This window comes from Bacillus paralicheniformis (genome assembly GCF_002993925.1).
Lineage (GTDB): Bacteria > Bacillota > Bacilli > Bacillales > Bacillaceae > Bacillus > Bacillus paralicheniformis.
The window spans coordinates 3,825,348-3,852,024 of the sequence record NZ_CP023665.1; the positions used below are offsets into that span (position 1 = coordinate 3,825,348).

The 26,677-nt window shown below is 40.2% G+C and carries 19 protein-coding genes and 3 pseudogenes; 6 read left to right on the forward strand and 16 right to left on the reverse strand.

Annotated features, from left to right (window positions below; all coding sequences use genetic code 11):
* The first annotated feature begins 166 nt into the window (after positions 1-166).
* A complete protein-coding gene (tagU, locus tag CP943_RS19610; protein WP_026580186.1) occupies positions 167-1,087 on the forward strand; it encodes a polyisoprenyl-teichoic acid--peptidoglycan teichoic acid transferase TagU in 921 nt (306 codons plus the stop codon).
* A gap of 30 nt (positions 1,088-1,117) precedes the next feature.
* On the opposite strand, the gene wecB is transcribed toward tagU, so the two are convergent.
* Positions 1,118-2,257 carry a non-hydrolyzing UDP-N-acetylglucosamine 2-epimerase gene (wecB, locus tag CP943_RS19615; protein WP_026580187.1) on the reverse strand — a complete coding sequence of 380 codons (1,140 nt, stop codon included), beginning with the start codon at positions 2,255-2,257 and terminating at the stop codon, positions 1,118-1,120.
* An 837-nt stretch (positions 2,258-3,094) separates the two neighbouring features.
* Between wecB and galU the strand changes: the two genes are divergently transcribed.
* Entirely contained in the window at positions 3,095-3,973 is an 879-nt protein-coding gene (gene galU / locus CP943_RS19620) for a UTP--glucose-1-phosphate uridylyltransferase GalU (protein ID WP_026580188.1), read from the forward strand.
* Between the two features lie 50 nt (positions 3,974-4,023).
* Here galU and CP943_RS22905 read toward each other — a convergent pair.
* The 6 genes and pseudogenes from CP943_RS22905 to CP943_RS22910 form a co-directional block, all read right to left on the reverse strand.
* Positions 4,024-4,323: pseudogene (locus tag CP943_RS22905) on the reverse strand (hypothetical protein); the annotation flags it as partial.
* Positions 4,324-4,835: 512 nt separating this feature from the next.
* Entirely contained in the window at positions 4,836-7,538 is a 2,703-nt protein-coding gene (locus CP943_RS19635) for a poly(glucosyl N-acetylgalactosamine 1-phosphate) glucosyltransferase (protein ID WP_026580189.1), read from the reverse strand.
* A 96-nt stretch (positions 7,539-7,634) separates the two neighbouring features.
* Positions 7,635-8,975, reverse strand: a complete 1,341-nt coding sequence (locus tag CP943_RS19640) for a glycosyltransferase family 2 protein (protein ID WP_026580190.1) — start codon at positions 8,973-8,975, stop codon at positions 7,635-7,637.
* 533 nt (positions 8,976-9,508) lie between these two features.
* Positions 9,509-9,592 (reverse strand): hypothetical protein, encoded by an 84-nt coding sequence (locus CP943_RS22865; protein ID WP_257007265.1) that lies wholly within the window; start codon positions 9,590-9,592, stop codon positions 9,509-9,511.
* Between the two features lie 115 nt (positions 9,593-9,707).
* Positions 9,708-9,887 carry a CDP-glycerol glycerophosphotransferase family protein gene (locus CP943_RS22870; protein WP_245117679.1) on the reverse strand — a complete coding sequence of 60 codons (180 nt, stop codon included), beginning with the start codon at positions 9,885-9,887 and terminating at the stop codon, positions 9,708-9,710.
* 181 nt (positions 9,888-10,068) lie between these two features.
* Positions 10,069-10,267 (reverse strand): annotated as a pseudogene (locus CP943_RS22910) (hypothetical protein).
* Between the two features lie 513 nt (positions 10,268-10,780).
* Between CP943_RS22910 and CP943_RS19650 the strand changes: the two are divergent.
* Positions 10,781-11,180: pseudogene (locus CP943_RS19650) on the forward strand (sugar phosphate nucleotidyltransferase); the annotation flags it as partial.
* 71 nt (positions 11,181-11,251) lie between these two features.
* Here CP943_RS19650 and tagH read toward each other — a convergent pair.
* Both tagH and CP943_RS19660 read right to left on the reverse strand, forming a co-directional pair.
* Positions 11,252-12,835, reverse strand: coding sequence for a teichoic acids export ABC transporter ATP-binding subunit TagH (gene tagH / locus CP943_RS19655; protein ID WP_026580191.1), 1,584 nt, complete (start codon positions 12,833-12,835; stop codon positions 11,252-11,254).
* 19 nt (positions 12,836-12,854) lie between these two features.
* Positions 12,855-13,682, reverse strand: coding sequence for an ABC transporter permease (locus tag CP943_RS19660; protein WP_026580192.1), 828 nt, complete (start codon positions 13,680-13,682; stop codon positions 12,855-12,857).
* A 105-nt stretch (positions 13,683-13,787) separates the two neighbouring features.
* Here CP943_RS19660 and CP943_RS19665 point away from each other — a divergent pair, with 105 nt between their 5' ends.
* Positions 13,788-14,036: a hypothetical protein gene (locus CP943_RS19665; protein WP_035337816.1), complete on the forward strand. Its 249-nt coding sequence runs from the start codon at positions 13,788-13,790 to the stop codon at positions 14,034-14,036.
* A gap of 30 nt (positions 14,037-14,066) precedes the next feature.
* On the opposite strand, the gene CP943_RS19670 is transcribed toward CP943_RS19665, so the two are convergent.
* Both CP943_RS19670 and tagD read right to left on the reverse strand, forming a co-directional pair.
* Positions 14,067-16,181: a CDP-glycerol glycerophosphotransferase family protein gene (locus tag CP943_RS19670; RefSeq protein ID WP_026580194.1), complete on the reverse strand. Its 2,115-nt coding sequence runs from the start codon at positions 16,179-16,181 to the stop codon at positions 14,067-14,069.
* A 142-nt stretch (positions 16,182-16,323) separates the two neighbouring features.
* On the reverse strand, positions 16,324-16,713 hold the full coding sequence (tagD, locus tag CP943_RS19675) for a glycerol-3-phosphate cytidylyltransferase (protein ID WP_026580195.1): 390 nt from the start codon (positions 16,711-16,713) through the stop codon (positions 16,324-16,326).
* A 364-nt stretch (positions 16,714-17,077) separates the two neighbouring features.
* On the opposite strand from tagD, the gene CP943_RS19680 reads away from it, so the two are divergent.
* Both CP943_RS19680 and CP943_RS19685 read left to right on the forward strand, forming a co-directional pair.
* The gene (locus tag CP943_RS19680) at positions 17,078-17,857 is read left to right on the forward strand and encodes a WecB/TagA/CpsF family glycosyltransferase (RefSeq protein WP_026580196.1); all 780 of its coding nucleotides are present in this window, start codon (positions 17,078-17,080) and stop codon (positions 17,855-17,857) included.
* A gap of 19 nt (positions 17,858-17,876) precedes the next feature.
* Positions 17,877-19,040, forward strand: coding sequence for a CDP-glycerol--glycerophosphate glycerophosphotransferase (locus CP943_RS19685; protein ID WP_026580197.1), 1,164 nt, complete (start codon positions 17,877-17,879; stop codon positions 19,038-19,040).
* Positions 19,041-19,059: 19 nt separating this feature from the next.
* Here CP943_RS19685 and CP943_RS19690 read toward each other — a convergent pair whose 3' ends face one another.
* The 5 genes from CP943_RS19690 to kdgT all read right to left on the reverse strand — a co-directional run bounded on the left by CP943_RS19690 (position 19,060) and on the right by kdgT (position 26,619).
* Positions 19,060-21,699, reverse strand: a complete 2,640-nt coding sequence (locus tag CP943_RS19690) for an N-acetylglucosaminidase (RefSeq protein WP_105981260.1) — start codon at positions 21,697-21,699, stop codon at positions 19,060-19,062.
* A gap of 128 nt (positions 21,700-21,827) precedes the next feature.
* Positions 21,828-22,778, reverse strand: a complete 951-nt coding sequence (gene manA / locus CP943_RS19695) for a mannose-6-phosphate isomerase, class I (protein ID WP_039073051.1) — start codon at positions 22,776-22,778, stop codon at positions 21,828-21,830.
* Between the two features lie 375 nt (positions 22,779-23,153).
* A complete protein-coding gene (gene nrdG, locus CP943_RS19700) occupies positions 23,154-23,600 on the reverse strand; it encodes an anaerobic ribonucleoside-triphosphate reductase activating protein (RefSeq protein ID WP_075212721.1) in 447 nt (148 codons plus the stop codon).
* Positions 23,597-25,465 carry an anaerobic ribonucleoside triphosphate reductase gene (locus CP943_RS19705; protein ID WP_103749400.1) on the reverse strand — a complete coding sequence of 623 codons (1,869 nt, stop codon included), beginning with the start codon at positions 25,463-25,465 and terminating at the stop codon, positions 23,597-23,599. The genes nrdG and CP943_RS19705 overlap by 4 nt, the downstream gene beginning before the upstream one ends.
* A 158-nt stretch (positions 25,466-25,623) precedes the next feature.
* Positions 25,624-26,619: a 2-keto-3-deoxygluconate transporter gene (gene kdgT / locus CP943_RS19710; RefSeq protein ID WP_023857166.1), complete on the reverse strand. Its 996-nt coding sequence runs from the start codon at positions 26,617-26,619 to the stop codon at positions 25,624-25,626.
* Positions 26,620-26,677 lie beyond the last annotated feature (58 nt).

Consider the following 26,677-nt stretch of genomic DNA (forward strand, 5'->3'; position numbering starts at 1 on the left):
TCCAACAGATTCTTTAATTATAGCGAAAAATTTTGCAGATTGATTGGTTTTTTTGAAACATTTTTCTAAGGATTTCGTCTATCCAAAAGGACACATATAACTTTTTGTTGTTTTTGAATTTTAAGAAACTTATAATCAAAGTAGAACATTAAAAGGTGAGGGCTATATGAGAGCTGAAAAGAGGAAGAAAAAGAAAAAAATTTTTTATACAATTATCGCTTTGATTGGTATTTTTGTTCTCAGTACAGGCAGTTACGCCTATTACTTATGGCATAAAGCGGCATCTACAGTAGCGAGCATTCATGAAAATATTAACAAATCAAAAAAACGCGATTCAGCTGTTGACATTGATAACCATGACCCGTTTTCCGTGCTTCTCATGGGTGTCGATGAACGGGACGGTGATAAGGGGCGCGCAGACTCCCTCATCTATATGACGGTGAACCCGAAAACGAAAACGACTGAAATGGTCAGCATCCCGCGGGATACGTATACTGAAATTATCGGCAAAGGCAAGTTGGATAAAATCAACCATTCATACGCATTCGGCGGTGTTCAGATGACGGTAGACACGGTTGAGAACTTCCTCGATGTTCCTGTCGACTACTTTATCAAAGTCAATATGGAAAGCTTCAGGGATGTCGTAGATACGCTTGGCGGCATTACCGTGAACAGTACGTTTGCTTTCAACTATGACGGATATTCATTTGGCAAAGGCGAGATTACGCTGAACGGAAAAGAAGCGCTCGCTTATACGAGAATGAGGAAAGAAGACCCGAACGGCGACTTCGGACGCCAGAACAGGCAGCGTCAAGTCATCGAAGGAATCATTAATAAAGGCGCCAATATATCGTCTATCACGAAATTCGGAGATATGTTCAAAGTGATCGAAAACAACGTTAAAACGAATCTCACGTTTGACGATATGTGGGATATTCAATCCGGCTATAAAGAAGCCCGCTCAAAAGTCATCCAGCATGAGCTGAAAGGCGACGGCACAAAAATCAACGGAATCTATTATTACAAAGCTGACGAAAGTTCCCTTTCCGACATTACAGCCGAACTGAAAGAAAGCCTTAATAAATAAAAAAAGCTTCCTGAAAAGGAAGCTTTTTTATTAGTCTTTAAACACGTCAGGCCGCGCGCTTCGATATCCGTACCGATAAAGCAGCGCCTCTGCAATTCGCCGCGAAGCCTGTCCGTCCCCGTATGGGTTTGAAGCCCGTGACATTTTGCGATATTCATCTTGATCGGTCAACAGCTGTTTAGTCAGCTGATAGATCTTATCTTGATCCGTGCCTGCCAGCTTAAGTGTCCCGGCCTGAACGCCTTCGGGCCGTTCCGTCGTATCTCGAAGCACGAGGACCGGCTTTCCGAGCGACGGCGCTTCTTCCTGCACCCCGCCCGAGTCAGTGAGGATGAAATGAGCTTCAGCCGCAAAGTTGTGAAAATCAATGACTTCAAGCGGCTCTATCAGATGGACCTTCTTCAGATCACCGAAATGCTTTGCAGCCGCTTCACGAACAGCGGGATTGAGATGAACGGGATAAACAACCTGTACGTCGTCAAATTCTTCGACGATCCGCCTGATTGCTTTAAACATATTTTCCATCGGCTCACCTAAATTTTCACGGCGGTGGGCGGTAAGCAAAATCATCTTGTCATTTCCTATTTTTTCAAGAATGGGATGTGAATAGCCGTCCCTCACTGTTGTGTGAAGCGCATCGATTGCCGTATTTCCAGTGACGTAAATCGTCTCCTGGTCTTTATTTTCACGGAGCAGATTCTTTTCGGCCTGCTCTGTCGGCGCAAAATGAAGATCGGCAATCGATCCCGTCAGCTGCCTGTTCAGCTCTTCGGGAAACGGCGAGTATTTGTTTCCGGTCCTGAGTCCCGCCTCTACATGGCCGACGGAAATCTGGTGATAATAAGCGGCAAGACTTCCCGCAAATGTCGTTGTCGTATCACCGTGAACAAGCACAATGTCCGGTTTGATAGACTGAAACAGCTCGTCCAGTTTCACAAGTGCATTAGACGTAATTTCAGCCAGCGTTTGCCTTTCTTTCATGATATTCAAATCAAAATCAGGCTTTATATTAAAAGCTTCAAGCACCTGGTCAAGCATTTGCCTGTGCTGTGCTGTAACCGTCACATAAGACTCAATTTCGGGGTGTTTTCTTAATTCAAGCACAAGCGGCGCCATCTTAATGGCTTCAGGGCGCGTGCCGAAGATGGTCATGACTTTTAATTTTTTCACTATTGTCACCTTTTTCTTAAAGTAATTGTTTGTTAAATAGAATATTGAATCCTTCTCTTTAATAAGTTTACTTACTTTTATTCCTATTAAAGAGAAGCTTTTTTTCGATTCAGGGTGCTATTAAAACGGCGGAACATGCCCTTTGTTCTAACAGCATAAAATACTCGACCAAAACCTTTCAGGATCCTTCGAAATAAAACACACCGTTCCAATCATGATAAAATATCTTTGAGCTTCTTCACACTAGAATGGGAAGATTAAATAAGGAGACATCCTCTCCCTGTTTATACACCTGTCCAAACAGCATAAAAATCGACAAAAACTGCATAAAGGAAGAATACTCTTCTTGTGCCACCTTCGGAAAGCGATTCAAGCTTATTATGTACGTACGGAGGTTAAAATAATTTGTCCAGCTGAAACAATGTCCTCTTTTTGTTTCTAGGTCAAAAAAACAACCGTTTTGCCGGCTTTCCGCTGTTTTGCAGAAGGTAATCGACCTATTTACAGCCAAACTTTTCTCTTACTGAAGAGCTGCAACAGCGCGCCCTTCTCTAACAGGTCAGGTGAATCAATACTATTATATAGAATCTTTATTTACACTATCTTTTTATCGTTTCAAGCATGTTGACGTTTATCATTCGCATCCATTACCATAGCAATCCTCTCTATTGATTTCAAGTTTTAGTACTACCCTATATTACTTGTTTAAAGTTCGTTTTTCTTATATGATAAAAAGTGTTAACAATATGAAAAATGGGTATGTTCAATAAAGACATTAAAATACTTGCGATTCATTGAATTTGATCGTAGACATTGTATAAGGAAGGTGTACTGAACATGAAAAAAGTACGTAAAGCCATAATCCCTGCCGCGGGTCTCGGAACGAGATTCTTGCCGGCTACAAAAGCAATGCCGAAAGAAATGCTCCCTATCGTTGATAAACCAACTATTCAATACATAATTGAAGAAGCTGTTGAAGCAGGTATTGAAGATATTATTATCGTCACAGGTAAAAGCAAGCGTGCGATTGAGGATCATTTTGATTACTCTCCTGAGCTTGAAAGAAATCTAGAAGAAAAAGGTAAAGTAGAACTCCTTGAAAAAGTGAAAAAAGCTACGAATCTGGCTGATATCCACTATATCCGCCAAAAAGAGCCTAAGGGACTTGGGCACGCTGTATGGTGCGCTCGCAACTTTATCGGTGATGAGCCGTTTGCGGTTCTGCTTGGAGACGATATTGTTCAAGCTGAAAAACCCGGATTGCGCCAGTTAATGGATGAATACGAAAGAACGCTTTCTTCTATTATTGGTGTTCAGCAAGTGCCAGAAGAAGAAACACACCGCTACGGCATTATCGATCCGCTGACAAGCGAAGGCCGCCGTTATCAGGTAAAAAACTTCGTTGAGAAGCCGCCTAAAGGCACAGCTCCATCTAATCTTGCCATCTTAGGCCGTTACGTATTCACGCCTGAGATCTTCATGTACTTAGAGGATCAGCGGGTTGGAGCCGGCGGAGAAATCCAGCTGACAGACGCCATTCAAAAGTTGAATGAAATTCAAAGAGTGTTTGCGTACGACTTTGAAGGCAAGCGTTATGATGTTGGTGAAAAGCTTGGTTTTATCACCACAACTCTTGAGTTTGCGATGCAGGATAAAGAGCTTCGCGAGCAACTTGTTCCATTTATGGAAGGTCTACTAAACAAAGAAGAAATCTAAACAAAAAGGCTATTGGACATTCATCCAATAGCCTTTACTTATTTCGATATTAAGGTCGGCCTGTCGCTTAAAGACAATGAGGCTGGAGTAACGAGAGAAATGTTATAAAAAACAAGCTCTGATGCTTTATCATTCTCCAGTACATAGCTGCATTTTTTCATTATCTAAATCCAGCGTCCTGCTGCCGTCAGCTTCCGCTTTGAATCTTGATCCTTTCAAACAGATGCGTTTTCAAATGCAATAAACTCTTGCTTGTTGTCTGCGAAGAAGCGTTCCTCTGTCTTGTCCTTTGCATCGCCATGATGGTTCTACACTTCATTTTGCGGAAAAGCGCCAAACGAAGTGAATGAAAACATAAATACAATCATACAAATTAAATAGGAAATATATTGTATCCATGGGTAAACACCGCTTGCTAAAAAAGCGACATAAACACTCATCATTACAAAATTAACTAAATAAATTTGAAGTAGCCGCGACAGAAGGCATTGAACTGGTTGGGCAACTACATTGATCCACTTAAACACACTGTTTGATCCATCAAGAATAGTCGGTCTAATAAAAAGCCACGGAATCAAACCAGCCATCATCCAAACAATAAAAGGCACTTCTCCGATACCTATTATGACTTACTTACTGTCGCAGATTCCCATACCAAATACAAACAAACAGTACGCCAGTATTTTAAAAACCGCCATAATATCCCAAAGATAACTTTTTGGATCTTTCGGTAAAAGAAATTTGAAAGCACCGGTGAATATTGTAAGAGATGTTGAGTCTTTTTCCCTTTTAAAAAAGTAAGGAGAAGTTCCGCAGAACTTCTCCCATAATTTTAAAGTGTCATTAAAGATCAAATTTAAGCTCATTTAGCAATTTTGCTATTGTCTAATTGCAATATTGCATTATAAATCCGATCCCTATTATTTTTATCAGTATATGCAAAGAAGTTATCCACTCTTTTTCTATACTTATCTTCCATACGACCATTATTTTTCATATAATAGATAACTTTATCAATTAAGCTGTTATGATCTTCTATTACATCGCCAAATCCCATTTTCTTATAATCATAGTAATCAAGTTTAAAATGGTATGACTTTTCGTATTGATAATAGATCACAGGCTTTTTCTCGTATGCAAAATCAAATGCAACAGATGAAAAATCAGTAATCATTATATTAGAAGAATTAAATAACATTTGATAGCTGCTATTATAATCTGCAAACTTTACATACTCATGTTTTTCAAAATCTACGATCTGTTGTTGAATGTCCGGATGCGGGAAAAAGGTTATCTTATAATTATTATCCTTAGCAAATTGAATTAGCCGTTCATCATTAATCAAAGCATTATACCTAGCAAAGTATTCACTTTCTTTAAATTTCGGATTGTACGGTCTTACTCCTTTTGCCTGATCTTTAGGTAATACAATATCTTTTCTCCATGTAGGCATGATTAGAAGCTGCTTTTCCCCTTTACTCTTCTTAAGATTATCATATCTTGGAAATCCACCCAACAAGATATTTTCTTTATTATAATTGTAATTCCCTTTCACAATAGACTGATATTCTGGTTTCGCTGAAGTTACTAATAATTTGATATTCTTGCTGTATTTGTTTAACCATTTAGAATGATCTGCCATTGTTATTCCATGTTGTAAAAAGACAAACTCAAAATTAAATAAATCTCTAAAATAAATCTCCATATTGAAAAATGGATTTACAACCCAATTATCCGCATGTGTAGATATTACCTTGGAGGAGGATAAGGTTAAAATTTTATGTCTAAAAGATCTGTATGGTATAACCTTTCCGTATTTTTTAATTCTGACATAATCCTTGCTATCTTTTTTTATTATAAAGTATTTTTTTACCCCATCATTCTTGTTGGTTGCGTATTTAAAGAGGTGCTCGGCATTATCATCAGCTTTGTCTTGTCTGTCTATGAATAACCATACTGGTTTTCTATTAAAAATCGTGAAAACATGGTATGCCATTCTTGCCACCAATGCCTTCTTAATAGCTGATTTTCGTTTCTTTGATTTCCCCCCTGATTTATGAAGAGATTTTAAGAAACGAAACTCTTTTATAAATCTATTTTTAATATTGTTTTTTTCATACATTAATTTTTTGTAATTATAATAAAAAATATAATCTTTTTTAGCTGTATAAGAATTATATAGATTGCTTGACAAACCTGAATACTTGAAAAAGCGAAGTTTTGTTATCTTCATTTTTTCACCCTTAGCTATATAAAATTCAATATGTTGATTGTCTGCTAGATAGCTTTTGGGAATATCTATAGAAAAACCAGGATATTTTTTTATTACTTCTCCTAAACTTATATAGTCATTATGCGGTCTTTTTATATGCTTTGCTTTTATTTTTGTTTCGCCAATTTTAGCATAAAAATTAAAACCTTCGGAATCAAACAAAGAGCTCCAAAAACCTTCTACGTGAATAAAATTCTCATTTTCTTCTAAAATCTCAATAGTTAGAGTTTGATCCGATAATTTCGAAACAATTTTATCTTCTCTGTATAAATAATAATCATATTCGGTTTCACTTTTATATACATACCTACTATAATTTTCACCGTGTTTTAATTTTAAAGCATGATATAAATAGAAATGGCTGATACTTTTTGTTTTAATGATGACATCGTCGTCGATATACGATAATACTTCTCGAATCAATGTTAAAAATTCGCGGTATTCATTTTCGTCTAAAGGTGTTTCACTAATGTCTTTAACCAATAATTTCCATTTCAAATCATGCATAATCATATATTGAAGAAACAAAGGTATTTTCTGTTCATGGTTTTTTGTGATATCGATTAAATTCTTAGAGAAAGTGATAAGTGAATGGTTAAACCAATTCTTATTTGCTTTAGCAGTCTGCATGGCAGATGATCCATCTTCTCTAACTCTATAATGGTATTTTGCCTCTTTAACTAGACCATACTTTTTCTTTTGCGATATGATTAAATTAACTAGTTTGGCATCTTCTCCTATTTTACAATTTTCATCAAACCTGATATTTTTCAAGGCATCTTTTTTTATAAATGTAGAACAGCAATGAGTTAATATATAATGCGGTTCTTTTTCTACATCCAATATTCTTGTAGAAGAAAACTTATTATTTAGATTGTGTTCTCCTGTTCTTCCTTCTGCAAAAAAAATAGGGATTGCTACAATATCAATTTCATTCTTATGCTGGTCAAAGAAGTTTAAAACATTTTCGAAGGTTCCTTCTGAAACAAAATCATCCGGATCCAAAAATTGAATGTATCTACCTTCAGCATATCTTAAGCCATAATTTCGAGCACTGCTCACTCCGCCATTCTGTTTTTTTACATATACAATGTTATTGGGATATTTTTGTGCATATTCTTTACAGATGATTTCACTTTTATCGGGGCTATCATCATTCACAAGTATTAACTGAATATTCTCAAAACCTATAGTCTGGTTAATGATACTTTCTATAGCATCAGTTAGATATAACTCAACATTATAAATCGGCATTATAACACTGAAATCATAGTTAAAACTCTTTTCATTCATAAAAGATCACTCCTAAACAAAATGTTTATATGAATAAGAATCCGAGTAAAAAAGAAAAACCAAAGGGAGTGCCACTCTTAAAAAACAGGTTTAAATCTACCTTTTTTTAAAAACCCTTGTAAGCAAACTTTTAAAAATGTTTACATGGTTAAGTTCTAAAACATCATTTGGTGTTTTAAGGACAAAGTCAAATGCAAAAGCCCAAATTGGTATTTCAACAACAAAGCCAGCATATCTAAAATCTCTTAATTTATATCCCCATACTTCAATCGTTTTTTTCAGTTCTTCTCGTTTGCATTTTTTTAATCTATTAAAATATCTTATATAAATTTCATCGTTTTCTTGCATCTCATAATACTGGTTAATAAAGTGCCCTGTTAATTCAAGCTTAAATCCTTTTATTTTTGTCGAGGTAATAGTACATGAACTTTGTAGTACTCTTTCTTTTTTTATGTTTTCAAGAGCTTCTGTATTTGCTTCTAATAAGTGATACATAAATTCTTTATAATACATGGGCATATTTTGTTCTTTTATAATTTGTGGTTTAATATATCTTAAAATTTTAATAAAATCATCAACAAATTTTTTTTGTTCTTGTTGATCTAAAACAGACTTATAAATATCTCTATAGTTCTGATATAAAAACAGTTTCATATGATATACAATTAAAAATTGCAAATAAGGCAGAACTATATCATATTGTTTAATTGAATCCCTCAACAAAGTCATATAACATGTATTCAACAAATATGTGTACCTTTTTTTGTTAAACCATGAACGATCAACTAATGAGTTCTTTTCCTTTCGTTTTCTATAATAATACTTTCCTTCTGCAACTGCTCCGTATCTTTTTTCTTTCAGCAATAACTGGTTAAAAAAGATAGCGTCTTCCCAAAACTTTATAGTTTCATCAAACTTGGCGGTACTATTTAGTATATGTTTTCTATAAAAAGTGCCGCCAATATAAAAATGAATAGCCTTATAATCGTTGAGGATATTTATAACTCTTGTTCCTTTTTCAAATCTATTATTTAATTTATGTCCGCCTTCTTTTTTACCTGTGTAATAAACAGGTAATACCGCAATGTTTACATCTTCGGAATCACAAAAAAAATTATAAACACTTTGCAGCGCATTTTGAGAGAATGTATCGTCAGAATCAAGAAAACCAATGAATTTGGATTTTTCACTTACATTTGATAACCCACAATTTCTTGCAGCAGAAGGTCCGGAATTTTCAATTCTCAAGATTTTAATATTATTAGGATATAGATCTTTAAAGAATTCACAAATTTGAGGACTGCTGTCAACGCTGCCATCATCTATTAATATCAGTTCTATATTCTCCTTAAATCCAATTGACTGGTTAATGACACTCTCTATTGAGTCCCTTAAATAATTCTCAGAATTATATATTGGCATTATGATAGAAAACATGTAGCACCTCTTTATTTAGAAGTTAAAGGATTGTTTCAATTACTCTTTTAGAAGCCTTGACATCTTCTAAATTATAAAAAGCTCATAGTTAGATCTATATAGATTATGTGTAACAACTTTTTTACTGTTTTTATAAGTTCTGCCTTGTTTGAACTAAGTTTTCTGATGTTTTCTGTTGAAAATTAAAGTAGAAAATATTTAAGGGAATCCGATAAGCCGAAAGATCAAATGCAAAAAACACAATGGGTTTTTTAATTAATATATCAGATCATGTATTCTAAGAAGAATAACCACAGAGTCTCCAAGATTCCCTCTTCATTTCCCCTAAATCATTGGAGTTTAAATTTATACTGGCCAGCTTTCTTAAATTCATTATCCCTCCAAGTTGGTGCACATATAAAATTTTTTTATTTTCTCTAATCTGACGAAAATTGAATGTCATTTATTGTATAACCAACTTTAGAAATTTCCATTTTGAATATTGAAGAGCACAGCACGTTTGAAAATTTCAGTCGAGTATGCATTAGAGAAATTCAATAATCCCATTTGCTGGCTTGCTGCAGAACATTCTGTTTATACTTTTCAGTTGTGGTTCCGGGTATGTGCACTTCATCCATATCATTAGCTAGTTTTTTTAGCGGAGTGCCGTGCCACGTTTGCAAATACTTGTGTAATCCATAAGAGGCAGTCAGCTGTTTGTAATTCAATACTTAGCTGTAGGCAAGTACCAAATCATTTAAGAGAAAAACTTTTCAAATATGCATCAACGCCGTCTAATGCCGACAGATATCGTTTATCAATGCTCCATATCAGTTTGTGACCATATTGGTCTTTATTTTCATACATATATTCGTAAATTGCTCGAGGGTTGCAGTGAAACTGTTTTCCAGAATAGCTTTCAAATAAAATCAATTTATTGTTTCTCGGAAGAAGAGCAAAAATCTTAATCAGAACTGAATAAGCCCTAACTTATAAACTTCTGCATTTGGTTATCATAAAAAAATTCCATCATGAACTCCTTAAAGAGTGAAGATTAATACTTGCGCAAACAAGAAAAAAAGAAGCAACTGAATTTACTTCAAGCCTCTTTTAGTTAGAGCTTCATTAAACTAGCCATGTCTTTTTTGACTTGGGTAGTTGAAATGCCTTCTGTTCTCGGAAGGTAAATGATCTCACAATATTCCTTTGTAGATCTTACGATAAAGTAATCACCCCGATTTTTTGCTCTCTCCGGCAGCTTCATATATCCGTAGTGAAATAAATCAATGTTCCATACGTATCACTTTCTTCATTAGATAACATCACCTTCTAACCGTTTTCAACTAACAGATTGTTTATCATTTCGACATATTTTTTACGCATCATTAATAATAAACAATAATAGCATAAGTTCCTATAAAAGTTAAGGCTCTTTCAAAATGTCAATCCTCAGTATTTTTTGGTATCACCGTTGTATTGATATATATTTTTTTTCAGGTCTAATATCTTAGCTATACCTATTATAACAAGTTTTCTATTTCGGAAAATTCGATTCTTTTATTGCGTTTTTAAGTGTAACGATTTTCTTTCTGCTGTGTTATTTATTTTGTACGCCTTCCTCATATTAATTCATCGTCAAAACGTGAAGGAATTGTGATATTAAAGTTAAAAATGTGTTCCTAAAAACTTGGTGGTAAGGTAGAGTAAAATCTTTTCAGGTTACTAAGAGGCTCTAATCCAACTATACGATGACACATGTTTTTTATAGTAGAATTAATACGATACAAGCGAAACTCATTAATCAAATTAGAAAAAGTGAAAAATGAAAAAAGCTTTCTAGCCTGGATGATATTAACTATATCCGCCAAAAAGAGCCTAAGGGACTCGGGCACGCTGTATGGTTCGCGCGCAACTTTATCGGTGATGAGCCGTTTGCGGTTGTTTTTAGAGACGATATTGTTCAGACAGAAACACCAGAATTGCGCCAATTATGAAAGAACCTTTCTTCTATTATCGGTGTTCAGCAAGTGCCAGAAGAAGAAACACGCCACTACGCCAATACTGACACGCTGACAAGCGAACGCCGCCGTGATCAGGTAAAAAACTTCGTTGAGAAGCCGCCTAAAGGCAAAGCGTTATGATGTTGGTGAAAAGCTTGGCTTTATCACCACAACTCTTGAGTTTGCGATGCAGGATAAAGAGCTTCACGAGCACCTCCTTCCATAAATGGAAGGTCTACTAAACAAAGAAGAAATCTAAACAAAAAGGCTATTGGACATTCATCCAATAGCCTTTTCTTATTTCGATATCAAGGTCAGCGTATGCTCTTCGTTATCAACTGCAAAGACCCGATCAGCTGTATTCACAAGAAAACGATCCTTGCTGCTGTCATACAGTACATCACTGTCTCTTAAAGACAATGACGCCGGAGTAATGGGAGAAATGTTATAAAAGACAAGCTCTGATGCTTTATCATTCTCCAGCACATAGCTGATTTTTTTATTATCATAATCCAGCGTCCTTCTGCCGTCAGCCGTATTACCTTCAGTATAGCCTTTCAATTTCGATTGAATGCTGGTTCTGCTGTCTCCCAGGAAGTCCAGGAAGTATTCATAGGTAGAAGTTCCCGTTTGCGGAACATAAGGCGTAAAGGCCGCAGCATGCAATTCAGCATGTTTCATATTTATTGCAATAGCGCTCTGTTTTACAAAATAAGAATGCTTGTTAAACTTTATTTTTGCTGTTTTTTTGCCTTTTGAAGCTACCATCACCTCGGTACCGAATGGAAGAGTAATGTCAGTCTTCTGTTTTAAAGCTTGATCCTTATAAACAGACACTTTTTCATCTACAATAAACCCCTGCTTATTGACTTCAGTTAAGCGTTCCTCTGTCTTGTCCTTTGCATCGCCATCATGGTTCTTCACTTCGTTTTGCGGAATAGCGCCAAACGAAACAATGGTACGAAGCGGGGTGTTAGAGAACATTGTTCCTGCGGTAAAAACCGTCAGGATAGACAAAATAGCAATTTGAATGGCATTAGCCAGTGATTTCGGCTTTTTTTTCTTTTTGCGAGAATGGGCAAACGCTTCAGGATCTTCTTTCTTCCGTTCTTCGGTTTGCTCTTTTTTATATGTTTCTTTTTCTTTTTTCGACAGCTTATTAAACCAATCAATAAACGCTTTGTACTCTTTGACAACCGTTTTTGTTTCACCAAACATGCGAAGCTCGCCGTAGTGCATCCAAGCGACGCGATCACACATCTTTTCAATCTGGCCGATGGAGTGACTGACAAAGAAAATGGTTTTTCCTTGCTTTTTAAACTCATTCATTCTGTCTAAACACTTCTGATAAAACGTTTGGTCCCCTACGGAGAGCGCTTCGTCAATAATTAAAATATCAGGATCCATATGCACTGAAATCGCGAAACCGAGACGTGATTTCATACCGCTGGAATAGTTTTTAACCGGCTGATTAATAAAATCGCCAATCTCGGCAAATTCCACGATGCTGTCATACATTTCATCAATTTCTTTATTGGTTAACCCCATCATCAAACATTTGAGCCGGACATTGTCCCGGCCCGTCAATTGATTATTTAAACCAGCCGCAATCGCAATCAGCGACGGCTGGCCGTTCATTTCAATTTCACCGCTGGTCGGCGGAATAATTTTAGCCAGCAGGTTAGACATGGTCGATTTTCCTGACCCGTTTATCCCTACAAAACCGATTGTCTCTCCCTCATACACGTCAAAGGAGACATTCCGCACAGCAAAAAAACCATTATCCTTAGCCGGAAAAAACAATCCTTTAATCTTGTCCGATTGTTTTTGATACAAATGATACTGCTTTGAAACATTTCGAAACGAAACTTTTAGTTTCATCGTACAATCTCCTTACGTATTAAAGAAAGTCAACAAACTTGTCTCTGAATTTCATATGCAGGATAGAACCTACAGTCAAGATCAATAATGTCAAAGCCCAGAAATACAGCGTGTAAGTTACATCTTCGAAAAACCAATCTCCGCCGAAAAAACTATTTCTGAATCCATCGATAATATAAAAAAGCGGATTCAGCTTAATCACGCTCAACATTGTCGGATGCTTGTCCCCCAGCTGCGTAGAAATATCCCAAAAAATCGGCAGCAGGAAAAACATCAGCCTTGTCGCCGATTGCAGCAGGAACTGATAATCTCTGACCAGTACACTGATTGTTGAATTAAACAAACTGAAAGCGAACATAAAAACAATCATGCAAAACAAATAGTAAATATATTCAAGCCAGTGAAGATTTGGATAAATCCCAAACCCAAGCAGCCCAATGACATAAACCACTATCATCACAAAGTAGCTGAACAGGTTAGCCGCAATCGCCACTGAAGGAAGAGAGCTGATTGGAAAATTCATTTTGGCCACCATGTTGATTCGCTTATATACACTGTTTGAACCGTCAAGAATCGTCGGACTGATAAAAAACCAAGGGATCAAACCGGCAAGCATCCAGATGATGAAAGGCACTTCACCGACGCCCGTAACCACCTCACTGCTCTTTCTGATTCCGATCCCAAATACAAACCAATAAGCCAGCATCTGAATGAGCGGATTCAAAAACTGCCATAACACGCCCAAATAGTTCATTTGATATTTTGATTTTGTTTCATATGCCGCCAACCTGATGATTAAAGGCAGCGATAAAAACTGTTCTTTTAACACTCTTAGTAATGCTTTCATGATTTATCTTCCTTAGCCTAATATAATAGCTGTTACCTCGTGCACCGATTAATTGTAACAAATTTTATTCGTTATTGCTATTCAAACAAATATCTAAGAGAATGCGTGCCTGTTATAATAGGAAAAAAACGACACAAATGGTTATTCCCAAAACAAGCAGCACGAGGATTTCGCCCCAATATTATCGGAGTGCTTGTTGAAAATATCGAAGAAGCACTTACTGAAGCTATGAAGAAATATATCACCGAAGGTATTGAATATCGCACTTTGATTATGAATCATATAACAATCATGCACCGCAGCCCTTTTATAAAAATGTGTGTCAGTCCTAGCTCCACACAAAAAACAGCTTGAGTATAAACTCAGGCTGTTTTTTCATGAAGATTAAAATATAGATTTGACGACCCGCTCAGAAGCTTTGCCATCTTCAAACGAACAAAATTTTTCATAAAATGACTCGTAATTCTTGTGTAATTGAGGGTTCCTAAGTACCCTTTCGATCTCTTCCATAAGCTCGGATTCATTGTAGACCAATGTCCCAGGTGCTTCTCTTTCAAGATCAAAATAAAATCCTCTTAAAGTGTCCCTATAACTTTCGATATCATAAGTATAGAAAATGATAGGTCTTCTTAAATTTGCATAGTCAAAAAATACAGACGAGTAATCCGTAATTAAAATATCACTGATGACATACAGCTCTCTAATGTCGGGATACATTGAGGCATCGTATATAAAACCTTCATACTGTTCAAAATCAAAGCTTTCAGCTACTAGATAGTGCATTCTCAACAGAATAACAGAATCTTTCCCAAACTTTTCTTGCATCTTGTCTAGATCCATTTGAAGTTGGAATTTGTATTTTCCCTTAGCATAAAATTCATTATCCCGCCATGTCGGTGCATATAAGATGACCTTTTTATTCTCGGGAATATTCATTTTTCTCTTTATGGCCTTCATCGTTTCTGGGCGGTTGTCTGTATACAGAAAGTCATTCCTCGGGTAGCCGGACTCAATCATTGTTTTGTTAAATTGAAAAGCGCGGGCAAAGATTTCGGTTGAATAACGATTCGGGGATATTAAATAGTCCCACTTCGATGCTTCTTTAGTGAAATTTTGCTTGTACTTCTCAGTGTTGGTACCCGGCATGTGCACTTCTTCCATATCGACGGCAAGCCTTTTCAGCGGAGTCCCGTGCCATGTCTGCACATATGTCGTGTGCTTTGGTTTAGGAATCCATAAAGGAAGCCGGCTGTTTACAACCCAATACTCCGCTCTTGCCATGGCAAACAGCCACTTCAGGGTGAATCGGTGAATATAAGGAACGTTTTTTTCTTCGAAAATCTCTGTATAACTCGGGTTTACACTCCATATTAAGTTGTATTCCGGATGATGTTCCTTCATATATTCGTAAATGGCTCTCGGATTGCAGCTGTACTGCTTGCCGGCAAAGCTTTCAAAAATGACGGTTTTCTTTTTAACAGGCAGTTTGCCGGCCAGTCCAAAAGTAAAATAGTAGGCTCTCTTCACAATGCCCGAAATCTTTTTCTTTACTTTATTCTTGTCTCTGCGAATGACTGACATCAGCCTTTTGCTTTTTCCTTTAGCAAAATAAACTGCACGGGTTTTGATCGTATAGTCGTTCATTCTTAGGCGCATGCCCCTTTTTCGTTTCTGCGGATAGATGTGAAAACGGGCAGGTCCTTTTTTTGTGTCAATAATTGAAAAACAGTCTATATCATCTCTAAGCCTGAATGCCCTGCTTTTTATAACGATTTCCTCCCCTGTTGCAGCATCTTCACCTACGTATTCTATAAAAAATTGAAAGAAAGCAGGCATCCTGTTCTCTTCATAAAGCTTTTTCAAATCAATTTCCGCCTCGAATCCAACGGCATGACCTGAATCACCGCGCTGAACGTCTTTTAAAGGAAAATCAAAAACCCTTTCCTCATCTTTTTGACTAATTTCCTTTAAAACCAGCCTTCTGCTTTTTATCATCGAACGTTCTTCCGCATCTAGCAGAAAAGTATAGCCTTGGATCATTAGTTTTCCTTCGGAGCTTAACTTAATGCCTTCCGCCTCCGCCACTGCTTTTCTTCGTAGAACATCAAGAGCGAAATGGCCTTTACGGGTCGTATATGGCAAATAAATGAACTGATTGGCTCGATCCCGATGCCAAGACAGCTCTATTGGTTTTGAGGCTGTGTAAATCCTCTTTTTACATTGATTTTTTTCATTATTTTCATATATCACATAAAAATCAATGAGCGTTTCGTCTATCATCAGATTAGATAGATCATCTAAAGATATCTCCACTGCTTTTAACTGCTTTGAATCGTTTATTTTGTTACAAGTTACACGCATCTCTTTTTTCGAATTGCGGTTAACTGCCAAAACACCGACATGTTCAAGAGAGGCAGAACTTTCGAACGCAAAATAGAGGCAAGCATCGTTAATTTTTATTTCCCGCAGCTGAAATTCTATCGGAATTGCACTATCCATAAGATCAGTCTACTCCTCTTTTTTTATTCAAAAGCAAAGCTGTTCATACTTATTATATTAAAATGACTCGTATACGAAACAAAAAGCACTTCTTATCTTTTTTAAGAAGTACTTTTTGAATTTTTATAAAGCTAAGCTTACATTAAAGGTTCGCGATTTCCTCTTTAATCTTCGTCGTGGAAATCCCTTCAGTTCTCGGAAGGTAAACAACTTCGCAGTAATCCTTCAGGAAATCAAATTTTCCTTCCCAGTCATCCCCCATGACAAAAACATCGATGTCATGGTCGATCACATCTTGTACCTTTTGATCCCAGTTTTTTTCCGGGATGACTTCGTCTACGTAGCGGATCGTTTCAAGAATGAACTTGCGGTGCTCATAGCTATGATATGCTTTTTTCTGCTTTTGAAGATTGAATTCGTCAGTCGAAATCGCGACGACGAGATAATCCCCCAATTGTTTTGCCCGTTCCAATAACTTGATATGTCCCCAATGCAATAAATCAAACGTTCCATATGTGATGACTTTCTTCATTGTCATGCGCTCTCCTTTCTAATCTTAAGGCGAAAAGCTATATTGACATGTAGAAAACAATCGATAAGTTACATTCATTTCACAGGTCTTTACTGATCATTCATTATAGCACATCGCCTATCAAACGTTAAGTATTGTTTACGGTAAATGGCATTCCAAATTTTCCCCTAAGAAATCGATCCCTTTCTAAATAAGACGTAAAAAATCTTAATCTATTGTAAAGATATTGTTAAGCTTTTATGAATGATCTATGCTAAAATATACGTTAGACCTCCTGAATTTTTGGGCTGGTCTCTTAAACTTCGACTTTCATACATTTCGTATATACTTACACTTCTTAACCGGAAGGAGGAAAAAAACTATGCTGCAAACGGAAACGGTTCATCATCTTGCATATGTTAACGGGGATTTGCCCGGATTTTTGAATCATCTTGAAGAATCCTTTATCGACCGCAATGAGGGGGCATTTATCGCAACGGTAAACCCTGAGATCGGGTACGCGGCTGCAAAAGACAAGGATTATTATCAAACAGTTTCATCTGCTGACTTTATCCTGCCGGACGGAATCGGCATCGTCCTAACGTCAAGGCTGATCAACAGCAGATTAAAATCGAGGATCGCGGGGTACGATGTATTTATTAACCTCTTGAGCCTGGCTGACCGCAAAAAGAAAAGAGTCTTTTTATACGGGGCCAAACAAGAGGTTATTCAAGCGGTTGCCGATCGGCTTTCAACCGAGTATCCCGGAATTGAGCTGGCCGGGTACTCACACGGCTATGTCAAAGACAAAGGCAAAGTTGCCAAGCAAATCGCGGCAGCCAAGCCCGACATGGTTTTTGTGGCTCTCGGATATCCGCATCAGGAAAAGTTTATTTATGAACATAAGCATTTATTTCCTCAAGCGATTGCGATCGGCATCGGCGGGAGCTTCGACGTGTTCAGCGGAAAAGTGAAAAGAGCACCGAAAATGTTCATCAAGCTGAATCTTGAATGGATGTACCGTCTGCTGACCAATCCGACGAGGTGGAAGCGGATGCTGAACATCCCGAAATATGTCCTTTCCGTTTTGAAAGAGGAAAGAGTTCAAAAACAGCGGCACTACTATCCGGAGCAGATCAAAGAGCAATCCAAAATCGATTTGTAGAAAAGAGTCTGGGTAACGAATGAATATACGTTCTTTATTGGTTATGATTTACTCGGCCGGTCTCGCTTTGACCGGCTTTATTTTCAAAAGGATAAAAGCACGCGACAGAGCTTTGTTGCTCGTTTCCTTTCCGGATAATGCGCGCGCGCTGCTGGATGAGTATGTCAGCAGCAGCAGGCCGTTTGAAATGGAAGTCCTTTATACAAGGCACGCCGTTTCCCTTGCAGATGAATATCCTTCCGTTCGATCGCAAGTGATCAACGAGAAAAATCCGATTCATCTCATAAAGGCCGTATACCGGATGTTTAAGTGTAAATTCGTGTTAACGGATAATTATTTTCTGCTGACAAGCGTATTGAATAAACGCCCTCAGACGACGTGCATTCAAATTTGGCATGCGTCCGGCGCTTTGAAAAAGTTCGGACTCGAAGATATCGGAAACCGGTATCGATCCGCCGCCGATATCAAGCGGTTTAAAAAGGTGTATCGTTCTTTTGATTACATCGCCGTCGGCTCGGAGAAAATGGCGGATATTTTCAAGCGGTCATTCGGCGTGAAAGATGACCGTTTTTTGCGGACGGGTGTTCCGTTAACTGATGAATATTTTCATGCCGGAAGACAAACAGCGGACCGTCCGGACCAAAAGATTATTCTGTATGCGCCGACATACAGGGACTATTGTTTGACGTCCGTTCGCCTCCCTTTCTCTAAGGAGCAGCTCTCCGGGGAACTGAAGGGAGAATTTCTGCTTTTGGTCAAACTGCATCCGGCCGTGCGGGAACAGGTTACTTTTGAAGAACATGAAGGGCTGATCAAAGATGTATCAGACGTTCCGCTAAAGGATCTGCTGATGGAATGCGACATTCTGATTTCCGATTATTCGTCAGTCGCCTTTGAGTACGCTTTGTTAAATAAACCGATTTTGTTTTTCACGTATGATATGGCAGAATATAATGAAAAGCGCGGACTGATCGATGATTTTGAAGCAGTGATTCCCGGCAAAGCCTGCATGGACAGCGACATGCTGCTGAAAGAAATCAAAGAAATGTCCATCACAAAGGAAGAGATCAAGAGGTTTGCACAAGAATGGCATCAATATTCAACAGGCGATGCCAGCATGCGCCTGTTGAACTTTTTAAGCGAGCATATGACGGCAAATGAAAAAAGACCGGCCGGTTCCTAATGGAACATGGCCGGTCTTTTTATGATGATGACCGATAAACCGGCACATCATAGTACAGCGTATATTGATCGAGCAATGTATAAAGACTGTACATTCTCCCCACCTGCTTATAAGCCCAGCCGACATCTGTCGCATATTGGTGAAGGGCGTTCGGAGACCATCTCATTTTATAGAGGGTATCCTGTTTGTAAGTCGGGTGGTGAATGTATTTTTCACCGATGAATTTGGCTCCGCCCATAATGGCTGCCTCAGGTGTGAACCACCCTTGTTCATAGGCGTATTTTGCACCGTAGTAAAGCGGATTGCTGTCGTAAGCCCCGACGCCGTACATATTGTAAACCTTTTTGCCGTTGAACATCGTTCCTTTTGCCAACTCGGAAGTTCCGTTGCCCGTCTCAAGGAGCGAGTGCGAAATGAGGTACAGTTCATTGATGCTGTATGCTCTTGCCGCGTCGATGAACGCTTGGCCTTTGCCTGTCAAAATCCCTTTATTATAAAGGATTTTCGCATTGACTTCGGCGGCATTCAAGCCGGCCGTTTGCGAGAGTTTTAAAAATTGGAAGTATGCCGAGCTGTCTTGTGTAAAGTTTTGCGGGTTGACATATTTTTCGACTTCTTCTCTGCTGGCATTACGCCAATTCATTCTGATTTTTGCCCAGCCGTTTTCCTGGGAGATGATATTGACTTTATCCCCTTTTTGCAGCTGTCCAATGATGTTCCCGCTTGTCACAAGGGGGCTTGACCTGATATTCAGCAGATCAGCCGTAACGGTTTGGTTCGCCGTATTGATGTAGCTTAATGAAACATAAGCCGGCGCATCCGTTTGCGGGCTGACTTTCATCTGTTTGTCGACCATCTGGCTGAGCGTGATTCCGTAGTCAGTCGTTGTGATTTGCGGGCCGTTTTTCACTTTGATGACATTCACCGGCCAGCCGTAATTCGTTTTAATCCGATTGGCGGCAGCATCCGCACGGTCTTTCCCTGTAAATAGTTCATTGATTGAGATATGAAACAGGCTGACCGTCTTTGTTTGGTAAGTTGCGCTGATATTGTTCTTTTTAAAGACATTCAGTCCCTTGTCGAGATCTGCTTTGCTTGTAATCTGACCTGTCGTCACCCGGTACTGCCTGTAGCCGTACTCACCCGTTTGTTCAATCTTGCCCGGTATACTCCGCTTGCTGAAAAATTCAAGCGCATGCTGTAATTTCTCCGAGCCGATCAGAGCTTCCGAACTCAGTTTGTACCGGCTGTAATACTGGCCGGTCTTGACGGCCTCTGCGTGAATGCCTGTTTCTTTAAAGAAATTGAGCGCCTTCGTCACTTTGTCCTGTTCGTATACGGACTCCGTTGTCAGCTGATAATGGCTGTACACTTTTTTTCCCGTCGGTCCGGACGTTCCCGCCGCACCGTTTTTCTTGAAGAATTCCAGCCCTTTATTGATTCGCGCTTGGACGGCTGTTTCGCCGGACGCGATCCGGAAGCGATTGACGGTCGTACCGCCGGCGTTTTGGGCGGAAGCCTGAATGTTTTTGTTTTTAAAAAACCGGATGCCGTCGTTTGCTTTCTTTTGATCTGAAACCGGGACGGAAACGATTCTGAAAGATGTCTGCTTTCTCCCTGCCTTTGCAGCAGTATAACGCCACGTTTTCTTTTTAAAAAAGGCGTCGACTTTTTTAAGGTTTTGGCTGTCTACGCTTTTCATGCTGACGATCCAGAAACGCGTGCCTTTTACCTTTTCCGTGCTTGAGGTGAGACCGGTATTCTTTTTAATTTGGCCGGCGGCATTTTTCGCGGTCTTTTCGTCATTAAAATATCCCGATTTCACATTGTAAAGCTGCGCCGGCTGACCGGCGGCTTCATATGCCCCTTTGACCTTGAGCTCTTTTTCAAACTGCTTCAGCAGATTTTTTGCGTTTGTTTCGCCTTGTATCGCACCTGTCACAATTTTATATCTGGGCTGTTGTTTCTTTACTGTTTCTATCGTTCCTTTAAGAGCGGTTTCTTTTTCAAATTGGACAAGCAGGCTTTTCGCTTTGCTCTCATCTGCGATTTCTCCTGAATAAAGCTTGACGATCGCTTGTCCCGCTCCGTATGGTGCGTACGACGCTTTGAGGCCGGTCGCTTTTTGAAAACGATCGAGGATGGCTTTCGTGTTGTCTTCGCCTTCGATTCCTCCGGTGGCAACCTTCACGTATGCTTCCCTGTTCCCTGCAAGTGTATATGTTGCTTTCAGCCCCGTTTCTTTTTCAAATTGGAGCGCCCATTCCTTGGCTTTTGCTTCACCGGCAAATTCCTTTGATACCGCTTTGGAAAACGGTTCTTTCTGTCCAATCGGACCATAGGACGCCTTCAAACCGGTTTCTTTTTCAAACTGCAAAAGCAGATTTTTTGCTCTGCTCTCCCCTTCTATCCCCCCTGTTGTCAAAACGTAAGTTGTGCCGTTTTTCCCTGAAGGTTTGACCTCGGCTTTCCATCCCGTTTCCTTTTTCAGTTGTTCGGCTACTTTGAGCGCCTCGCTTTCGCTATTAAACTCTTTTGTTGTTTCGATTTTGTAGACGGAAGTATCGGTATATGCTGCTAAAGCAGGGATTGCCGGGACGGCCGTATGTATGAGCAAAATGATTGCAGCAAAAATAACGGTTTTTCTAATGTTTTTCACATTCTCTACTCCCCTCGACTATAAGCCTCCTAATTTCAAAAACTTGCTTTCTCTTTTTATCGGCGAGCCGGACTATTTTTTCACAATAAAAAAGCTTAACGGCCTTCTTTTGAAGACCGTTAAGCTTTTTATATGTGAGACACGATTAATTCGCATGTTCCTTCTATCGTAAAGTCATTCGTTTCCGCCGGCAGGATAAAATTTGCTCCTTTGCTGATCGGAAATAATTCTCCGCCCTGAGTGAGCTTTCCTTCTCCTTCAATCACACTGCATAACAGGAAAGGGGCATCCTGGGTCAGCTCAACGGCACCGTCGATCTCCCATTTGTATACGGAGAAGTATTCGGCTTCTACAAAAGTCTTAATGGTAATCCCTTTTTGAGTTTCTGTCGATTCGTCAACATAGCTGTCAACGTGCGGTACTGTTGTGACATTGATCGCCTGTGTCAGGTGAAGCTCGCGCTTTTCTCCATTTTGATCGGCCCGGTCATAATCGTATACCCTGTACGTCGTATCAGAGCTCTGCTGTGTCTCCAAAACGACCGTCCCTTCGCAAAGAGCATGAATCGTGCCGCTTGGCACATAATAAAAATCGCCCGGCTTGATTTTGATCCGCCTTAACAAGTTGTCCCAATCACCGCTGTTGATCATGGTGACCAGCTCTGTCCGCGTTCTCGCCGTATGGCCGTAAACGATCTCGGCACCTTCTTTGCAATCGATGATATACCAGCATTCCGTCTTACCGAGTTCCCCGTTTTCGTGTTCGCCCGCATAGTAGTCATCGGGGTGGACTTGAACGGAAAGGTCTTGATTGGCATCAAGTATTTTCGTTAACAGCGGGAAACGGTCTCCCTCTGCACCGCCGAACAATTCGCGGTGCTCGTCCCAAAGCTCGGCAAGCGTTTTTCCTTTGTAAGGACCCGAAGCAACGATGTTCGGCCCGTTTGGATGGGCGGAAATGGCCCAGCATTCACCTGTCAAATCAGAGGGAATGTCATAGCCGAATGTCTCGCGCAAAGCCGCTCCCCCCCAGATCCTCTCTTTAAACTCAGGCTGCAGAAATATCGGTGATTGAGTCATGAAGCCATCTCCTCCCTTAATTCACGATTATCTTATGTAAATAAAACGCTTTCTTTTATTGATAGACATGTATGATAAAATATAAACCTTTTCATATTTATTATGACGTTATCTCGATAGAAGTCAATGCCGGAAAGGAAAAACAGAAGCCCCAGAGGCTTCTGTTTTAGATTGTTGACAAAATCCCAAAACGGCTTTTTGTTTTGGGATTTTGTCATCCTTTCAGCGTGATTGAAAACCCTTGCAGTCTAGGAAGGCCGAGCATCGGAGCGGAGCGAATGTTGGAAATCGTGAGCACCGACGCGCAGGCCTGACAACGAATGCGAGGGTTTGTCGACACGCTGAAACAGAAGCCCCGGAGGCTTCTGTTTCAGATTATGCCAGCTCGATAATGCGCTGATTTGAGCTTCCTCTGTAAAGGAGCGTCAAGTCCCTTTTTTTGATTTCGAACGGGCCGTCTACCAGGACATCACAATAGGCCAGCAAAGCGCTGTGCTTTTCATTTTTCAAGATTTGTTCGTACGTATAGCCGCTGTAAAGCCAGATGTCTTTTTCGGATTGCTGCTTAATTCTCTCAGACAGTTCGATCAGTTCGCTCGCATGCAAAAGCGGCTCTCCTCCTGAATAGGTGACGTTTGTAAGCGGGTTTTTCATAATTTCCTCAAATACTTCGTCTACACTCATATCAAATCCGTTATTGATATTCCAGCTTTGTTTATTATGGCAGCCTTCACACATATGCGGGCAGCCCGCTAAAAACACGACTGTTCTCAGTCCTTCTCCGTCTACGATGCTGTCATGGATAATATTCATCACTTTCATAGGTGCTTCACTCTGTCCTTTTCTTCTTGTCTTTTCGCCGAATTCCACTTTGACATATCTCCGACTAAATATCCCGTAATCCGTCTGATCCGTTCAATCAAAGCCTCATCTCGATTTTTGCACTGCGGGCACTCGTTATCGATGATTCCGGTAAATCCGCACGCCTTGCAGTGGTCGACAGGATGGTTGATCGAGGCGTAGCCCATGCCTGACCGGCGCATGGCGGTTACAATCATGTCCATCGCTTTAATGTTTTTTTTCGGGTCTCCGTCCAGCTCAATGTAGCTGATATGCCCGCCATTGCACATCAAATGGAACGGCGCTTCTTTTCTGATCTTTTCAACCGCAGTCAGCTTATAGTGAACAGGGATGTGAAACGAGTTCGTATAGTAGATCCGGTCTGTGACATTGTGGATCGAACCGAACTCCAATTTATCTTTTTTGACAAATTTCCCTGAAAGTCCTTCTGCCGGTGTGGCGATCAAAGAAAAGTTCAGCTTGTGTTTTTCTGTGGCTTCATCGGCCTTATCTCTCATCGACTGAACGATTTTTTTGCCGAGTTCAAACGACTCTTCGCTTTCTCCGTGATGTTTTCCTGTCAATGCAGTCAAAGCTTCAGCCAGTCCGATAAATCCGATGCTCAATGTTCCGTGCTTTAGCACATCCTCGAGCGTGTCCTCAGGATCAAGCTTCTCGCTTTCATGCCAGATGCCTTGCGAATACAGGAACTTAAAGTCTTTTGCTCTTTTTTTGCATTGAAAGGCGTACCGTTCAAGCAGCTGTTGAATCGTTAATTCCATGTAGCGGTTCAGCAAAGCAAAAAACTGTTCAACATTTTCGCTGAGCAGCGCTATTTTGACAATGTTGATCGAGGTGAATGACAAATTCCCTCTGCCGATGCTGTTTTCTTTCCCATGAATATTGGACATGACGCGCGTTCTGCATCCCATATAAGCGATTTCGCTTTCCGGTGTTCCGTCATAAAAAGGTTTATTCACGGGCGAATCGATAAAGCTGAAGTTCGGAAACAGCCTTTCAGCGCTCGTTTCCAATGCAAGCCGGTACAAGTCATAGTTAGGGTCTGTTTGATCGACGTTGACGCCTTCTTTCATTTTGAAGATCTGAATCGGAAAAATCGGCGTCTCCCCCTTGCCGAGACCTGCTTTTGTCGCCTTCAGAATATTTTTGATCAAAAGGCGGCCTTCCCTTGACGTATCCGTGCCGTAATTAATTGAAACAAACGGAACCTGTCCGCCGCCCCGCGAATGCATGCTGTTGGCATTATGTATAAAGGCTTCGCACGCTTGGTAAGTTGTGTTGTCCGTTTCTTCCCACGCTCTTTCCCTTATCTCTTCTTCTGTCAAAGTTGTCGGGTATTGTTTGATTTTCACCAGATGCTTTTCGTACGTTTTTCGGACGTAAGGCGCCAGGTCGTAATCGAACATCGGAAATGACTGGCCGCCGTGCTGCATATTTTGATTCGATTGAAAAATGATGGATGCGAGTGACAATGCGCTCATAATGTCCTTCGGTTCCCTGAGAGAGCCGTGGCCTGTATGGAATCCGCCTTTTAACAGCCGGCCCAAAGGGATCTGGCAGCAAGTCGTTGTCCCGCTCGGCATATAGTCTAAATCGTGCGGATATATCAAGTTGTCATCGACTGCTTTCTTGATTTCCGGCGACATTAAGTACTGGAGCGCATAATGTCTGGAACTCTCGGATGCAAACCGGCTCATTTGCCCCATCGGAGAGCGGCCGTCTACGTTGGCATTTTCCTGCATAATATCGTGATCTCCATACCCGACGATATCATGAAATGTTTCTGTCAATTGCAATAATCCCTGTTCTTTAAAGCCTGTTGTCATCCTAATCTCTCCTAAAAAGTAGCATATATAGTGTCCGAACTTCCACAGGACACTATATATTGATATTAGCACAAATGATACCCGTTAAATTTAGCAATTTGGTGACGTTATTTCAAAACGGTCATAAAAAAACGCCCCGGACAAAATGTCCCGGTGCGTCAGCGGCGAAATGACTTGTAATCGATCGTCATTTGTTTCGGAGGTTTTCTTTGTTTTGTCCGTTTTTCGATCCAGACGGTTGCAAGCGGCGTCAGAAGCGAGGTGACAATGACGCTTGTCGCGATGATCGCGGTCGCTGAATCAGCCACCGGCGCAAACACGGGGTTTGCATCGGCAAGCGCATACGGCACGGCTACCGCAGCCCCGGCCGTTGACGATGCCGCGACGCCCGCAACGCCGTCTCCTCTTGCGACAAAGCGGTCCAGCAGGTATAGAGAAGCACCCGAGAGAACGACGACTGATACGCCGACAACAATACCTAAAAAGCCGGATTGGATTAACATTTTAAAATCGAGCGTGTTTCCCAGTGAAAATGCGAAGAACGGAATGATCGCCGGTACGACTTTTCCGAACAAATCGCGCAATTCAGGGTCAAGGTTTCCGAGAATACAGCCGAGTAAAAACGGGATGACGGTTGCAGCCAGCGTCTCCCAGGGAAATGCTGCGAGCCCTGTCACACCGAAAGTGACCATCGTCATAAACGGGCCCGATTCCGTGCTGATAAAGGCGAAAGCACCGGCGTCTTCCTTTCTTCCCATGTGGTTCATTAACGCCAAATACAGACCGCCGTTCGTTTCATTCATAACGGCTACAATAGCAAGCACTGACAGTCCGGCAAAAAACCCGCTTTGAATGCCTTCATCTGGAATGAACTGCGCTGCGATCAAACCCAATAATGCGGCAATGCCGACTTTGCCGATCAGAAGTGTCAGTCCCTTCCTCGCAATATATCCTGAAGAACGAAAATCTATTGTTGCACCAACGCAAAAGATAAATACTCCTAAAATCGGCAGCGTTCCGGTAATCAGGGCGCCTGTAAATCCGCCGAAAAACTCCGCGGTTCCCGGAGCAAACGTATTCAGCGTTGCGCCCAGAAAGAGCGGAATGATCATCATGCCGCCCGGCACACGTTCAATCGTTGCTTTAATTTTCATCATTTTTTCTCCCATTCTAGAAATTAATGAAAAAACAAAGCTGTCGATCTTGCAAAAT